Here is a 14,268-nt window from a genome sequence, read left to right on the forward strand (position 1 = left end):
ACGCCACGGAGGTGCGCTCCACCCCGCTTCACCCCGTCGCTCGCCTGCCCGAGGAGTGGTCGGCCTCGCTGGCCGCCCGCGGAGAGCGGTCGTTCACGGCGAAGCAGGTCTTCCACTGGATCCACCGCCGCGGCGTCCTCGATCCGGCGGCGATGACGAACCTCCCGGCGCGGCTGCGCGAGCACCTCGCCGCGGAGGGGCTCGGCGAGGTGCTGACGCCCGAGCGGGTCCACCGCTCCGAGGACGGCACGCGCAAGCTGCTCCTGCGCCTGCGCGACGGCGCGACGATCGAGACGGTCCTGCTCCCGTCGGTGTCGGGGCCCGGCTCGCAGACGCAGCTCGACGCCGACGCGGCGGCGGCGGCCGACGACGACGAGGACGACGACGCGGAGGCGGAGGCCGGCGCGGCGCCGCGCGTCCGCGTCACCCAGTGCATCTCCACGCAGGTCGGCTGCGCGATGGGATGCGGGTTCTGCGCGAGCGGCGTGGCGGGGCTCAAGCGCCACCTCGGCGCCGAGGAGATCGCGGGCCAGGTGCTGCTCGGGCGCGCGATGCTCGAGGAGGGCGAGGACCTCCGCAACGTCGTCTACATGGGCATGGGCGAGCCGCTCCACAACTACGAGAACACCGCGCGCTCGCTGCGCCTGCTCACGCACCCGGAGGGGATCAACCTCTCGACGCGGCGGGTCACGGTGTCGACGTCGGGCCTGGTCCCGGAGATCGCGCGGCTCGGCGCGGAGTTCGGCGGGCAGATCGCGCTGGCGATCTCGCTGCACGCCGCGGACGACGAGACCCGCTCGGCGCTGATGCCCATCAACCGCAAGTACCCGCTCGACGAGCTGCTCGCGGCGCTGCGCGCCTACCCGCTGCCGCGGCGCCGGCGCATCACCATCGAGTACACGCTCGTCGCCGGGCAGAACGACGACCCGGCCGAGGCGCGCCGGCTGGCGAAGCTCCTGCGCGGGCTCCCGGTGAAGATCAACCTCATCCCGATGAACCCGATCGAGGCCTCCTCGCTGGGCCCGCCGGCCCAGGAGCGCGTGGCCGCGTTCCAGGAGGTGCTCACCCAGGCGGGGTACTCGTGCTTCGTGCGCCGCCGGCGCGGCGACGACGTCTCGGCGGCCTGCGGCCAGCTCGTGCTGCTCGGGGCCAAGCCGAAGGTGCGGCGCGCGCTCGGCTGAGGGCGCTCGCCAGGCGCCGCCGTACGACGCCGTCGGGCGCCGCACCGGGGGAGCATCGCCCGCCGCGAGCGCCTTGACGCCCCGCCGCGCGGGGGCGTAGCTGTCGGCCGTGTTGAAGAAGATCCTCGTCGCCAACCGTGGAGAGATCGCCTGCCGCGTCCTCCGGACCTGCAAACGGCTCGGGATCGCGACGGTCGCCGTGTACTCGGACGCGGACGCGGGCGCGCCGCACGTCGCCATGGCCGACGAGGCGGTGCGCATCGGGCCGCCGCCGGTCAAGGACAGCTACCTGGTCGTCCACGCGATCGTCGAGGCGGCCCGCGCGACGGGCGCCGACGGCATCCACCCCGGCTACGGGCTGCTCAGCGAGAACGAGGCGTTCGCCGCGGCGGTCCTCGACGCCGGCGTCACGTTCATCGGCCCGCCGCCCGCGGTGCTCCACGTCTTCGGCGACAAGATCCTCGCGCGCGAGCAGGCGCGCGGCGCCGACGTGTTCCCGCCGCCGGGCACGGGCGGCCCGGTCGACCCGGCCGATCTCGAGTCCGCCCAGCGCGCCGCCGAGAGCATCGGCTTCCCGCTGCTGGTCAAGGCCGCGGGCGGCGGCGGCGGCATCGGCATGCAGATCGTCGCCGAGCCGGGCAAGCTCGCCCGCGCCCTCACCGCGTGCTCGGATCGCGGCCGCTCCGCGTTCGGCGACCCGCGCGTGTACATGGAGCGGTACATCGAGCGCCCGCGCCACATCGAGGTGCAGGTGCTCTGCGATGGGAAGGGCGGCGCGGTCGCGCTCGGCGAGCGCGAGTGCAGCGCGCAGCGCCGGCACCAGAAGATCGTCGAGGAGACGCCGTCGCCCGCCGCCTTCTTCGAGGGGGAGGCGGGCGACGCCCGGCGGCGGTCGCTCCACGAGAGCGCCCTCCGGGTCGTGACCAGCGCCGGCTACGTCGGCGCCGGCACCGTCGAGTTCGTCGCGGCGGAGAGCGGCGAGCTCTACTTCCTCGAGGTCAACGCGCGGCTCCAGGTCGAGCACTGCGTCACCGAGATGTGCACCGGGCTCGACCTCGTCGAGCACCAGATCCGCATCGCCTCGGGCGAGCCGCTCGCGCCGGAGGTCCGGGACCACGCGTACCGCGGCCACGCGATCGAGGCGCGGCTCTACGCCGAGGATCCGGCGAAGAAGTTCGCGCCCCAGCCCGGCCGCATCGCCGCGCTCCGCTGGCCGGCCGCGGGCGACGACCTGCGGATCGAGACCGGCGTCGCCGAGGGGCTCGAGGTGACGCCGTTCTACGATCCGCTGCTCGCCAAGATCGTCGCCCACGGGCCGACGCGCGGCGACGCGATCGCCCGCCTCGACCGGGCGCTCGCCGAGACGACGATCGAGCTCGCCGGCCCGTCGGGCCCCGCCGCGACGAACCTCGCGTTCCTCCGCCAGATCCTGGCGGACGCCGACTTCCGCGGCGGGCAGTACGACACGCGCTTCGCCGAGGCGCTCGCCGCCGGCAAGAAGGCCGGATAGCGCCGGCCCGGGCGGACCAGGCGCGCGCGGTGGGAGGGGGCGGGCAGGCGAGGCGCCGCGCGCCGAATCGCGCGCGCCTGGTGCACACCTCGGCCGGCTTGAATTAAAGATGATGTCGTGAGCCACGACTTCGTCCTCGAGCCCGCCGAGCGCTGGCTTGCCCACGACCCCGATCCGGAGACCCAGAGCGAGCTGCGCCAGCTCATCGCCGCGGCCAGGGCGGGCGAGGAAGGCGTCCGCGCCGAGCTCGCCGAGCGCTTCGCCGGCCCCCTGGAGTTCGGCACCGCCGGCATCCGGGGCGTCCTCGGCGCCGGCGAGAGCCGGATGAACCGCGCCGTCATCCTGCGGACGACCGCCGGGCTCGCCCGGTATCTCCTCGCCACGCTCGGCGACAAGGCGCGGAGCGCCGGCGTGGTCGTCGGCTACGACGCCCGCCGGAGGAGCCGCGAGTTCGCCGAGGACACCGCCTGCGCCCTCGCCGCCGCGGGCATCCCGAGCCACCTCTCGCCCGTCCCCTGCCCCACCCCGATCGCCGCGTTCGCGGTCGGCCACCTCGGCGCGGCCGCCGGCGTGATGGTGACCGCGAGCCACAACCCGCCCGAGTACAACGGTTACAAGGTCTACTGGGACAACGCCGCACAGATCATCCCACCGCACGACACCGGCATCGCGACGGCGATCGACGCCGCGCCGCCGGCGGATCAGGTCCCGCGCATGCCCCTCGACGAGGCGCGGCAGAAGGGCCTCGTGCGCGACTTCCCCGAGGAGCTCGAGGAGCGCTACCTCCGCGCGATCCTCGGCGCCTCGGCGCGGGGCGACGGCGAGCGCGGCCTGCGCATCGTCTACACGCCGCTGCACGGGGTGGGCGACCGCCTCGTGCGCGAGGCGCTCGAGCGGGCGGGCTTCACGCGCGTGACGAGCGTGCCCGAGCAGGCCGAGCCGGACGGCGCGTTCCCCACGGTCGCGTTCCCGAACCCCGAGGAGAAGGGCGCCATGGACCTGGCGTTCGCCCTCGCGAGGCGGGAGGGCGCCGATCTCGTCCTCGCCAACGATCCGGACGTCGACCGGCTCGCCGTGGCGGTGCGGCGCCCGGACGGCGAGCTCGTGCAGCTGACGGGCAACCAGGTCGGCGTGCTGCTCGGCCATTACCTGCTCACCGAGGGGGGCGCCGGGGGCGCCGGCGCCGGCGCCGCGAGCGCGCGCCGCCTCGTGCTCGCCTCGTGCGTCTCGACCCCGCTGCTCGGCGTGATCGCCGCGTCGCTCGGGGTGCACTACGAGGAGACGCTGACCGGGTTCAAGTGGATCGCCAACCGGGCGATGGACATCGAGCGCTCGACCGGCGCCCGCTTCGTGTTCGGCTTCGAGGAGGCGCTCGGCTACACGATCGGCTCGACGGTGCGCGACAAGGACGGCATCAGCGCCGCGGTGGCGCTCGCCGAGCTCGCGGCGGCGCGCAAGGCCGAGGGCAGGACGCTGCTCGACGAGCTCGAGGCGATCCACCGCAAGCACGGCCTCTACGTGAGCGGGCAGCGCTCCTACACGCTGCGCGGCGTCGATGGGGTCGAGAAGATCGCCGCGATCATGGCCGCGCTCCGGAAGAGCCCGCCGGCCGAGATCGGCGGCGTCCCCGTGGCGGCGTGGCGCGATTTCGAGGCGCGCACGCGCACCTCGAGCGACGGCCAGACCGAGCCGCTCGTCCTGCCGCCGAGCAACGTGCTCGTGTACGAGCTCGACGGCGGCAGCCGGATCATCGCGCGCCCGAGCGGCACCGAGCCGAAGATCAAGTTCTACTTCGACGTGCGCGAGGAGGTCGCCGCCGGCGAGCCGCTGGCGGACGCCGAGGCCCGCGCCGCGGCGCGGCTCGACGCGCTGGCGAGGGCGTTCTCGGCCCTCGCCGGCGTCGGCTGACGGGAACCGTCAGCCGCCTGGGTTGCGGACTGACGGGAACCGTCAGCCGCCTGGGTTTGCGGACTGACGGGAACCGTCAGCCGCCTGGGTTTGCGGACTGACGGGAACCGTCAGCCGCCTGGGTTTGCGGACGGACGGCCCCCGTCAGCCGCCGGGGCTGCGGAAGGCGGCGCGGCCGACGAAGAACGGGCCCATCTGGCTGATGAACTCCGAGGTCTGCCGGGTCTTCCGCATCGCCTGCACGATGTGCGAGAGCGGGTGGAGCTCCTTGCCGACGAGCCCGATCACGAACTCGTTGTCGCGGGCGTCGAGGCCGTGGCACGCGAGGCGGATGTCGTGCGCGAGGTCCTGCGCGCCGTAGGCGCGGCCGATGGTGCCGTGCTCGCGCAGGATGCTCCCCTGCTCGCGCCCGTCGAGCTTGGCGAAGGTGCCGCTGCGGCGCAGCGGGTACCACACCGCCCACGGCCAGGCGGGGTTGAGGACGGTCTCGGACGGGCGCCGGAGCAGCCAGTAGTCGAGGTCCTGCTCGTAGCCGGTCGAATACGTGCGCCCGAGCATCGTGAAATCGGGGCGGAGCTCCAGCGCGCGGAGCTCGCCGCGGTTGAGCGCCGGCCGGACGGTCTGGACGAAGACGGCCGGGTCCTCGGCCCACGTGAGCACCGCGATCCCGCGCGGATCGCTGAGGTCCTCGTAGACGACCGCGCCCACGCGCTGGGAGGACAGCGCCTGGCCGACCGCGGCGGTCAGCTCCGCCGGATCGGCGGCGCTGGGGCAGCGAAACACGAGCAGCTGCATGAACAGGCGGCGGTCGATGACCTGGGGCCGGCCGTCGCGCGGCGCCCCCCGCTCGGCGACGTCGATGTGCGGCAGCTCGGGCTCCGCGTGGCCGGCGGCGGGCCGGCCTGTCGTGGATTCGCTCATGCGCGTAGGGGTACCGAGGTTCGCGGAGGACGGCAACTGCGAGGCGCATCACCTCGGCCGCGGCGCGCGGGGGCCTCCGCGGCGGGCCGCCCGCCGCCCGGCCCGCGCCGCCGTCGCGCCTCCGCCACGCCGCCGTCGCTCGTCCCCGGGTGGCGGCCCGCTCGTCCGGGCGCGCTTCGCAGCGCCGCGGCGCCCGCCGGAGGGCGCGCCGGCGCCCGCCGCCGCACGAAGTCGCGTAATGCGCGTTACACCTCTATTCGCCTACGGATCCCGACGGGGCCTCCCTGAGGTATGGCGTGTCGGGTCAAAAGGAGAGCTGGACAACGGCGTGATCTTGCCCTCCGCCGCGGCGGCCCGTGTCGCGCGCCTGCTCCCGCGTAATCATCTCTTGCCATCGAGCCCGACTCACGCTCCCCTGCAATGAACAACCACGACTCCTGGAGTTGCCCCGACGATGTGCTCCCGGGAAGAGCTTCCCGCCCGAGAATGCACGCGCCGCGCCCGCGATGGGGCTCGGCGTCGCCGGGGCTTCCCGCCGTAGGTTCGCCGCGATGAAGACGTACGATACGAAGAGCAAATCCTCGATCCCCCCCGGCAAATGCAAAGGGACGTTGCTGGTCAACCTCCGGTCGTTCGTCACGACGAACCGCGACGCGGGGGCCTGGGAGCGGCTGGTGACCTCGCTGCCCAAGTCAGACCGGGACGTACTGAATCAGCCGCTGCTGGCGAGCAGCTGGTACCCGATCGGCGTCTGGAACCGGGCCCTGCGAACGCACGTGCGGACAGCGAACGACCAGGCCGCCGAGATCAAGCGGTTTGCCCGCTACGTCGCGGACCGCGACCTCAATACGGTGTTGAAGTTCGCGCTCTCGATCGCGATGCCCGACACGATCGTCGCCCGCACTGGAATGTTCTGGTCGCGCTACTTCGACGCCGGCAAGGTCTTCCCGCGGATGGTGAAGCCGCGGGAGTGGGTGCTGACCATCACGGGCCCCACCGGGGACGACGAGGGGCCCTCGGCGATGAACTGCGGAGACGGCGTCTGCGGCTGGGTCGAGCAGGCGCTGCTCTTGTGCGGCGCGTCCACCCCGAAGGTGACGCACCAGCGGTGCCGGTTCCGAGGGGCGACCGAGTGCCTCTCCGAGGTGATCTGGTGAACGACCTGCGGGGGCTCGGCCCTCGCTTCGAGCCTCGTCCTGCCGGCGCCCTCGTTTGCCTATTGACTTCCTCCTCCGCCCCGATCCAGACTGGTGCAGGCGGGACACATATGTACACGAAGCCTCTCATGGTGAGGTCATCGTGCTGGCTCGTTCGTCCAGTGAGCCTGAGCGTCAGCATCGTGCCCGCGCCGCGACTTGTCTCCTGACGGCCGCTGGCCGGTCAGCCTGCGGGGATGTGGTGGGGTGGAGACCGGCGGGCAGTCACGAGGGAGATTGACCCAGCAACCCTCCAGGTAATTTCATGCTCTCACCTCGCTCGCAGCGGCACAAGGAAGTCAAGGACAGCCTCAAGGCGACGCCGCATCCGGTCTGGGTCGAGGACATGCTCGAGTCCCTGGCCGATCAGTGGAAGGCGGCGGTGTACACGCCGCCGATTGCGCGGACGTTGACGGAGCCTGTCGACCACGAGACCTGGAGCGTGTTGATCCGGGAGTTCTTCTGTGTGGTCGAGGCGTTCCCGAAGTACATGGGGCTCAGCCTGGCCAAGACGACCTACGGCCAGACGCCGCGCGATTTCCTGGTGCGCGACTGGCTCATCGGCAACATCCGGGTCGAGGCGCTGCACGTGCGCTGGTACCTCGACTGGGCGGCGGGGCACGGCATCAGCGCCTCGGACATCACGAGCCACCGTCCGACGCCGGAGGTCGCGTCGCTCTTCGAGTGGCTCTGGTCGGTGTCCTACCGCGGCTCGCTCGCGGAGGCGGTCGGCGCGGTCAACTATGCGATCGAGGGGATCACGGGCGAGTGGTCGCGCGTGGTGTTGCCGGCCTTCACGAAGCTCTACGGCGAGGGGAGCAAGTCGCTGACGTGGCTCGCTGCGCATGCGAACTACGACGACGCGCACCCGCGCGAGGCGCTTGAGATCGTGAAGCTCGCGACGACGTCGGCCGAGGAGATCCGCCGGGTGCATTCGAGCATCGCGCGCTCGCTCGAGCTGTTCGAGCGCGCGCTCAAGTCCTGCAGCGTCCCGCTCCGCGGCGGCAGCTGACGCCGCCCCCTCCCCCGCCCCCCACCGCCCTCGCGGCAGGCGCCCCATCACCGCGCCCGCCCTCGCGGCAGGCGCCCCATCACCGCGCCCGCCCTCGCGGCAGGCGCCCCATCACCGCGCCCGCCCCCATCACCGCGCCCGCCCCATCACCGCGCCCGCCCTCGCGGCAGGCGCCCCATCACCGCGCCCGCCCCCATCACCGCGCCCGCCCCCCATCACCGCGCCCGCCTCGCCAGCGCCCTGCACCGGCGCCCGACCTGCGGTGACAGGGATAAGAATTCTCCTGACAACCCATCAGGAAACAAGGTATTCGCCGACGCATCCAGCCGTGTAACGGCCACAGAAACCGTTGAAATCCCTGGTTCGCGGCGCTCCGCGCCTCAGCAGAAACCGCTCGGCTCACCCCGAGAAACGTCCCAGACGCCGAAAGCCTCAAGCGATCTTCTTCACCCTTCTTCTCGCGTCTTTACACTCGCCCGCCGCTGGAGCGCCCTCCCCCGCGCCCCGCACGCCCCCCGCCGTCTCCCCTCCCCTCCCCCCGGCTCCTTGGCCCCCAGAGCGGCGGTCACCCGCACAGGAGACGGGCCCAGATCGGCGTTTTCGGCGCACAGGCGTACTCCTGTACGCCGAGCACCGAAAACGCCGAGATGGGCCCGTATCCGCAGCGGGTGACCGCCGCTCTAGCGGCCGTAGACGGCTTTGCGGACCTTCTTCTTGAGGTCGTCGAGCACGAAGGGCTTCGTGATGTAGTGGCGCGCGCCGGCCTGGATGCCGGCGATGACGTCCATCGGATCCGACTTGGCCGTCAGGAAGATGACCGGCACCCGGCGCATCGAATCGTTCTCGCGGAGCCGCTTCGTCATGCTCACCCCGTCGAGCTTCGGCATCATGATGTCGACGATCACCAGATCCGGCAGCGGCTCCTGCTGGGCCAGCGCGAGACCGTCGACCCCGTTCGTCGCGATCACGGTGTCGAACTCGTCGCTGAGGAACCGGGCGATCATCGTCGCCGTGTCCTCCTCGTCCTCCACCACCAAGACTCTCTTTTTCGTCGAGGGCACCATTGGCGCCGGGAAAGATAGCGCGAAGCGGACGACGGGGGCCGTGTGCCGGGATTTTTTCGAGGAGATTCAACGCTGAGCGATTTTCTTCATCGTCAGCGCAACCCCCGCGGCGCGCGGCGACGCGGGCGCGCGCCGCCGCACCGCCCGGCCCGGAGCTGGGCAGTCCCGGGCGCACCGCGCGGCGCCGCGAGCGCCGCCGGCGCCGGCAGCGCTCTCATCGAGCCCGCCGCGAAGCGACCCGGGTCAGGCCGCGCCGGCCGCGGCGCGCTCGAGGAGCGACGAGAGGCGGTCGAGCGGCATCGGCTCCACGAACGTGCTGCCGATGTCGCGCATCAGCACCGTCCGGACCGACGAGCCGCGGCGCTTCTTGTCGAGCGACAGGAAGCGCAGGGCGGCGGAGACCGGCTCGTCCTCGAGCCGCGTGGGCAGCCCGAGCCGGGCGAGCAGGCGGACCACCCGGTCGGCCGCCGCGCGGTCGGTCACGCCGAGCGAGCAGCCTACGCGGAGCATCGCCACCATGCCGAGCGACACCGCCTCGCCATGCGCCAGCCGGACGAACCCGCCCTCCGCCTCGAGCGCGTGCCCGAGCGTGTGGCCGAAGTTCAGGAGGGCGCGGTCGCCCGACTCGCGCTCGTCGCGGGCGACGATGGCTGCCTTCACCGCGATCGAGCGGCGGATGAGCTCGGCGAGCAGGCCGGGGTCGCGCGCGAGGACGCGGTCGGCCTCGCGCTCGAGCAGCGCGTGCAGCTCCGGATCGGCGATGCAGGCCGACTTCACCACCTCGGCGAGCCCGCTCCGGAAGGCGCGGTCGGTCTCGGTCGCGAGCGCCGCCGGGCTCGCGACGACCGCGGACGGCTGGTGGAAGGTGCCGACGGCGTTCTTCGCGGGGCCGAGGTCGACCCCGGTCTTGCCGCCGACCGAGGCGTCGACCATCGAGAGGAGCGTGGTCGGCGCCGCGACCCAGCGGACGCCGCGCAGGAGCGTGGACGCGGTGAAGCCGCCGATGTCGGTCACCACGCCCCCGCCGTGCGCGAGCACCACCGCGTCGCGATCGGCGCCCGCGTCGAGCATCGCGGTGAGCGCCGCCTCGACGGCCGCGAGCCGCTTGTGCTCCTCGCCGGGCGTGAGCACGGTGACCGCCGCGGCCGGCTTCGCGTGCGCCGCGAGCGCGTCGAGCAGCGGCGCGCCCCAGAGGCGGCTCACGTTCTCGTCCGTGACGACGAAGACCGACGACGGCGAGAGCGCGGCGACGGCGTCGGCCGCGGACGCCGCCCCGTCGGCGGCGATGCGCACCGCGTAGCTCTTGTCGCCGAGCGGCACGAAGAGCGGGCGATCCTCGTAGGCGCGGAGGACGCGCGCGGCGACGTCCTCCGGGGAGACGCCGTCCGTCACGACGCGCGCGTGGGCCTCGGCGTAGACGGAGGCGCGCGCGGCGAGGAGCTCGCGGATGCGCGCCTCCCGATCCGGCGCGCCGTCGAGCAGCGGGCGGCCGCCGCTCGGCGTGCGCGCGGCGATCGTGCGCGGGGTCGCGCTGAGCGCGACGACGCAGCCGCGCTCGAGCGCCTCGAGGCGGAGCGCGGCATCGACCAGCGCGCCGCCGCCGAGGGCGATGACGCGCGGGCCGCGCGTGGCGAGGAGCCGGCGCAGGGTCGCCGCCTCGATCGCGCGGAAGCCGGCCTCCCCGCGGGTGGCGAAGAGCGACGGGACGCCCTCGCCGGCCTCGGCCGCGATGGCGTCGTCGAGGTCGATGAACGGGAGGCCCGCGCGCGCGGCGACGATGCGGCCCACGGTGGACTTGCCCGTCCCCATGAAGCCGGTGAGCAGGAGCGGAGGAGCGTCGGGGGGGAGTGCCATGGCGTTCAGTACGAGCGGACCTGCTGGAGGTAGGTGTCGACGTTGCGCGAGAGCTCGGTGAGGCTGTCGCTGCCGAACTTCTCGAGCAGGGCGGCGGCGAGCGTGATCGCCACCATCGCCTCGCCGACGACCGAGGCGGCCGCGACGGCGCAGACGTCGCTCCGCTCGAAGGCGGCGTCGAACTGCTCCTTGGTGCGCACGTCGACCGAGGGGAGCGCGCGCTTCAGCGTGGCGATCGGCTTCATGGCGGCGCGGCAGATGAGCGGCATGCCGTTCGTGATGCCGCCCTCGAGGCCGCCCGCGCGGTTCGACGGGCGGGTGAACGCGTGCGCCCCCTGGTCGTACGCGATCGGGTCGTGCACCTCGGAGCCCGAGATGCGCGCGGCCTCGAAGCCGATGCCGATCTCGACGCCCTTGATCGCCTGGATGCTCATCAGCGCCTGCGCGAGCCGGCCGTCGAGCTTGCGGTCCCACTGCACGTGGCTGCCGAGCCCGGGCGGCAGGCCGGTGGCGATCACCTCGAAGACGCCGCCGAGCGTGTCGCCGCGGTGCGCGGCCTCGCGGATGGCGTCGCGCATCGCCTGCGCCGCCTCGGCGTCGACGCACGCGAGGTCCGAGGCGCGGGCGCGCTCGCGGAGCTCGGCGAGCGGGAGATCGCCCGCGCCCGAGGCCGCGGAGATCGTCGACCGCACGGCGCCGATCGAGAGGACGTGGGCGAACACCTCGACGCCGACCGACCGGAGGAGCTTGCGGCAGACGCCGCCCACCGCGACCCGCGCCGCGGTCTCGCGCGCGCTCGCCCGCTCGAGCACGTCCCGCAGATCCTTCCGGGCGTACTTCAGGCCGCCGGCGAGGTCCGCGTGGCCCGGCCGCGGGCGGGTCAGCGCCTCGGGCGGCTCGGGGAACGGCTCCGGGCCCATCCGCCCCGCCCAGCTCGCGTGATCGCGGTTCTCGATCACCATGGCGATGGGGCCGCCGAGCGTCTCGCCGCCGCGCACGCCGGCGACGAGGCGGACGCGATCGGTCTCGATCTTCATCCGCCCGCCGCGCCCGTAGCCGCGCTGCCGCCGCGCCAGATCCTCGTCGATGTCCTCCGCGAGGAGCGGCATGCCCGCCGGAATACCCTCGACGGTCGCCACGAGCTCCGGCCCGTGCGACTCGCCGGCCGAAAGCCACCTGAGCTGCGTCATCGTGTGGAAAACCTCCTCTGCGCCCGGAACCCCGGGCCAAGCTTGCTGCGTATTACAGGTCGATCTGCTCCACGTCGACGCCCTGGGTGGCGGAACGCCCCGCGCCGCCCTTTTCTGCTCCGGGGGGAGCAGCGGAGAGGGTCGCGGGGACGGCAGCGGGGGCGGCCGGAGGCCGGCCGGCGCCGTCCGCGACGACCGGCTCGCCCAGGAACCGGGTCGCCACCGCGGCGAAGCTCTTCGGCAGATCGGTGACGAGCAGCCCGAGGCCGCCCGGCGCGGTCCGGGACGTCGCGAGCCCCCGCTCGACGAGGAACGACGCCACGTCCTCCGCCGTCGCGGACGCGCTGTCCACGATCGGGAGGGGGCCGCCGGCCAGCGACGCCGCCTCGGCCTCGATCGCCGCGCGGAGGAGCGGGAAGTGCGTGCACCCGAGCACGACCGAGCGGGCGCCCGCGCCGATGAGCGGCTCCAGGTAGCGCCGCGCGACGAGCCGCGGGACCTCGCCCTCGACCCAGCCCTCCTCCGCCAGCGAGACGAGCAGCGGGGCAGCCTGGCCGGCGACCTCGGTGCGGGTGCTGAGCGACGCCACGGCGCGGGGGTAGGCGCCCGACGCGATCGTCCCGGCCGTCCCGAGCACGCCGATCGTGGCGCCGCGCGAGGCGGCGACCGCGGCGCGCGCGCCGGGCAGGATGACCCCGAGGACGGGCAGATCGAGCTCGACCCGGAGCATGTCGATCGCGACGGCGCTCACGGTGTTGCACGCGACGACGATCGCCTTGACGCCGCGCGCGATGAGCACGCGCGCGCAGCCGAGCGCGTAGCGGACCACCGTCTCGGGGGACCGGGTGCCGTACGGGACGCGCGCCGTGTCGCCGAGGTAGACGATGTCCTCCGCGGGGCACCGCTCGCGGAGCGCGCGCACGACCGTGAGGCCGCCGAGGCCCGAGTCGAACACGCCGAGCGGCGCGTCGCGGTGGGACGTCACGGCTCCTCGATGCGGAAGAGGTGCACCGGCTCGCGGAGGAACTCCTCGCGCGCGACGGCGTCGAGCGCGCTCCGCACCAGCCCCTCCTGCGCGTCGTGCGTGATGAGCACCACGTCGACCGCGGGCTCGCGCGCCGCCGCGCCCGAGCTCCGCTTGGTCGGCCCCTGCTGCACGATCTGCTCGATGCTGACGCCGGCGTCGCCGAGCGCGCCCGCGATCCGCCCCATGACGCCCGGGCGGTCCTCGACCGCGAAGCGCAGGTAATACCGCGAGACGATCTCGCTGAGCGGGCGGACCCGGCGGGGCTTGATCGACATGCCGCGGCCCTGCATGCCGGCGACGCCCGAGGCGATCGAGCGCGCGACGTCGAGGACGTCGGAGACGACGCTGACCGCGGTCGGCAGATCGCCGGCGCCGCGGCCGTAGACGAGCGACGGGCCGACGGCGCGCCCCTCGAGGAGCACGGCGTTGAGCACGCCGGAGACGTTGGCGAGCACGCTCTGCTTCGGGATCAGCGTCGGGTGCACGCGCAGCTCGATGGCGTCGCCGAGGTCGCGGCCGATCGCGAGGTGCTTGATCGTGTAGCCGAACCGATCGGCGTAGAGGTGGTCGGCCTCCTCGATGGTGCGGATCCCGGACGTGTGCACCTGGGCGGCGTCGACCTGCGCCCCGAAGGCGAGCATCGCCAGCACGATCAGCTTGTGCGCGGCGTCGTGGCCGTCGACGTCGAGCGACGGATCGGGCTTCTCGGCGTAGCCGAGGTCCTGCGCCTCGCGCAGCGCGGCGTCGAACGACGCGCCTGTGTCGCGCATGCGCGTGAGGATGTAGTTGCAGGTGCCGTTCACGATCGCGGTGACGCGCTCGACCCAGTCGCTCGCGAACGCGTCCCGGAGCGTGCGGATGATCGGGATGCCGCCGCCGACCGCGCCCTCGAACGCGAGGTCGACCTGGCGCGCCGCGGCCCGCGCGAGGAGCGCGGGGCCGTGGGCGGCGAGCAGGAGCTTGTTCGCGGTGACCACGCCCTTGCCGCGATCGATGGCGCGCTCGATGAGCTCGCGCGCGGGCGTCTCGCCGCCCATCACCTCGACGACGAGGTCGATCGAGGGGTCGTCGACCACCTCCGCGGGGTTCGTGGAGAGCAAGCCGCGATCCAGGGCCGAGACGCGCTCCTTCTCGAGGTCGCGCACGACCACGCGCTTCACCACGAGGGGCACGCCAGCGCGCTCCGCCAGGTAGCCGGAGTTCTCGGCGAGGAGGCGGAGGACGCCGCCGCCGACCGTCCCGCAGCCGAGGAGGCCGATCTGGATCGGCGCGCCGCCGCGCAGGCGCCTGCGATCGCTGGCGGCGTGGGGTTCAGGGTTCAAGTTCAAGGGCGAGCCGCCTTCCGTCTTCATGCGCGCGGAGCTTAGCGCTTCTCGCGCCGAGAGGTGACGCCTATGCTGCGAGG

11 protein-coding genes are annotated in these 14,268 nt (G+C 73.6%); 5 read left to right on the forward strand and 6 right to left on the reverse strand.

All coding sequences use genetic code 11. The features are described from left to right. Positions 1–11 precede the first annotated feature (11 nt). The 3 genes from rlmN (at position 12) to WMF26_RS28725 (ending at position 4,599) form a co-directional block, all read left to right on the forward strand. On the forward strand, positions 12–1,181 hold the full coding sequence (gene rlmN / locus WMF26_RS28715) for a 23S rRNA (adenine(2503)-C(2))-methyltransferase RlmN (protein WP_437995276.1): 1,170 nt from the start codon (positions 12–14) through the stop codon (positions 1,179–1,181). A 109-nt stretch (positions 1,182–1,290) separates the two neighbouring features. Next, the gene (locus WMF26_RS28720; protein WP_437995277.1) at positions 1,291–2,691 is read left to right on the forward strand and encodes an acetyl-CoA carboxylase biotin carboxylase subunit; all 1,401 of its coding nucleotides are present in this window, start codon (positions 1,291–1,293) and stop codon (positions 2,689–2,691) included. Positions 2,692–2,808: 117 nt separating this feature from the next. Further along, the gene (locus WMF26_RS28725; protein WP_437995278.1) at positions 2,809–4,599 is read left to right on the forward strand and encodes a phospho-sugar mutase; all 1,791 of its coding nucleotides are present in this window, start codon (positions 2,809–2,811) and stop codon (positions 4,597–4,599) included. 144 nt (positions 4,600–4,743) lie between these two features. On the opposite strand, the gene WMF26_RS28730 is transcribed toward WMF26_RS28725, so the two are convergent. Continuing rightward, complete coding sequence (locus tag WMF26_RS28730) at positions 4,744–5,520, reverse strand: chlorite dismutase family protein (protein WP_437995279.1); 777 nt, start codon at positions 5,518–5,520, stop codon at positions 4,744–4,746. Between the two features lie 551 nt (positions 5,521–6,071). Between WMF26_RS28730 and WMF26_RS28735 the strand changes: the two genes are divergently transcribed. Then, positions 6,072–6,677 (forward strand): hypothetical protein, encoded by a 606-nt coding sequence (locus tag WMF26_RS28735; protein WP_437331617.1) that lies wholly within the window; start codon positions 6,072–6,074, stop codon positions 6,675–6,677. A gap of 304 nt (positions 6,678–6,981) precedes the next feature. Further along, positions 6,982–7,728: a TenA family transcriptional regulator gene (locus WMF26_RS28740; protein ID WP_061621432.1), complete on the forward strand. Its 747-nt coding sequence runs from the start codon at positions 6,982–6,984 to the stop codon at positions 7,726–7,728. A gap of 680 nt (positions 7,729–8,408) precedes the next feature. On the opposite strand, the gene WMF26_RS28745 is transcribed toward WMF26_RS28740, so the two are convergent. The 5 genes from WMF26_RS28745 to WMF26_RS28765 form a co-directional block, all read right to left on the reverse strand. Then, positions 8,409–8,762 (reverse strand): response regulator transcription factor, encoded by a 354-nt coding sequence (locus WMF26_RS28745; protein WP_020737686.1) that lies wholly within the window; start codon positions 8,760–8,762, stop codon positions 8,409–8,411. A gap of 273 nt (positions 8,763–9,035) precedes the next feature. Then, complete coding sequence (gene aroB / locus WMF26_RS28750; RefSeq protein ID WP_437995280.1) at positions 9,036–10,646, reverse strand: 3-dehydroquinate synthase; 1,611 nt, start codon at positions 10,644–10,646, stop codon at positions 9,036–9,038. 5 nt (positions 10,647–10,651) lie between these two features. After that, positions 10,652–11,836 carry a chorismate synthase gene (gene aroC / locus WMF26_RS28755; protein ID WP_020737688.1) on the reverse strand — a complete coding sequence of 395 codons (1,185 nt, stop codon included), beginning with the start codon at positions 11,834–11,836 and terminating at the stop codon, positions 10,652–10,654. A 52-nt stretch (positions 11,837–11,888) separates the two neighbouring features. Further along, positions 11,889–12,821 (reverse strand): glutamate racemase, encoded by a 933-nt coding sequence (murI, locus tag WMF26_RS28760; RefSeq protein ID WP_437995281.1) that lies wholly within the window; start codon positions 12,819–12,821, stop codon positions 11,889–11,891. Beyond that, complete coding sequence (locus tag WMF26_RS28765; protein ID WP_020737690.1) at positions 12,818–14,215, reverse strand: homoserine dehydrogenase; 1,398 nt, start codon at positions 14,213–14,215, stop codon at positions 12,818–12,820. The genes murI and WMF26_RS28765 overlap by 4 nt, the downstream gene beginning before the upstream one ends. Between the last annotated feature and the right edge of the window lie 53 nt (positions 14,216–14,268).

The organism is Sorangium sp. So ce185, from assembly GCF_051526825.1.
GTDB classification, from domain to species: domain Bacteria; phylum Myxococcota_A; class Polyangia; order Polyangiales; family Polyangiaceae; genus Sorangium; species Sorangium cellulosum_D.

What these genes read in the sequence shown, in the direction of transcription:
- WMF26_RS28730 (WP_437995279.1), bottom strand. Translation starts at nt 5,520, where the DNA reads ATGAGCGAATCCACGACAGGCCGGCCCGCCGCCGGCCACGCGGAGCCC.
- aroB (WP_437995280.1), bottom strand. Translation starts at nt 10,646, where the DNA reads ATGGCACTCCCCCCCGACGCTCCTCCGCTCCTGCTCACCGGCTTCATG.
- WMF26_RS28735 (WP_437331617.1), top strand. Translation starts at nt 6,072, where the DNA reads ATGAAGACGTACGATACGAAGAGCAAATCCTCGATCCCCCCCGGCAAA.
- WMF26_RS28765 (WP_020737690.1), bottom strand. Translation starts at nt 14,215, where the DNA reads ATGAAGACGGAAGGCGGCTCGCCCTTGAACTTGAACCCTGAACCCCAC.
- WMF26_RS28740 (WP_061621432.1), top strand. Translation starts at nt 6,982, where the DNA reads ATGCTCTCACCTCGCTCGCAGCGGCACAAGGAAGTCAAGGACAGCCTC.
- aroC (WP_020737688.1), bottom strand. Translation starts at nt 11,836, where the DNA reads ATGACGCAGCTCAGGTGGCTTTCGGCCGGCGAGTCGCACGGGCCGGAG.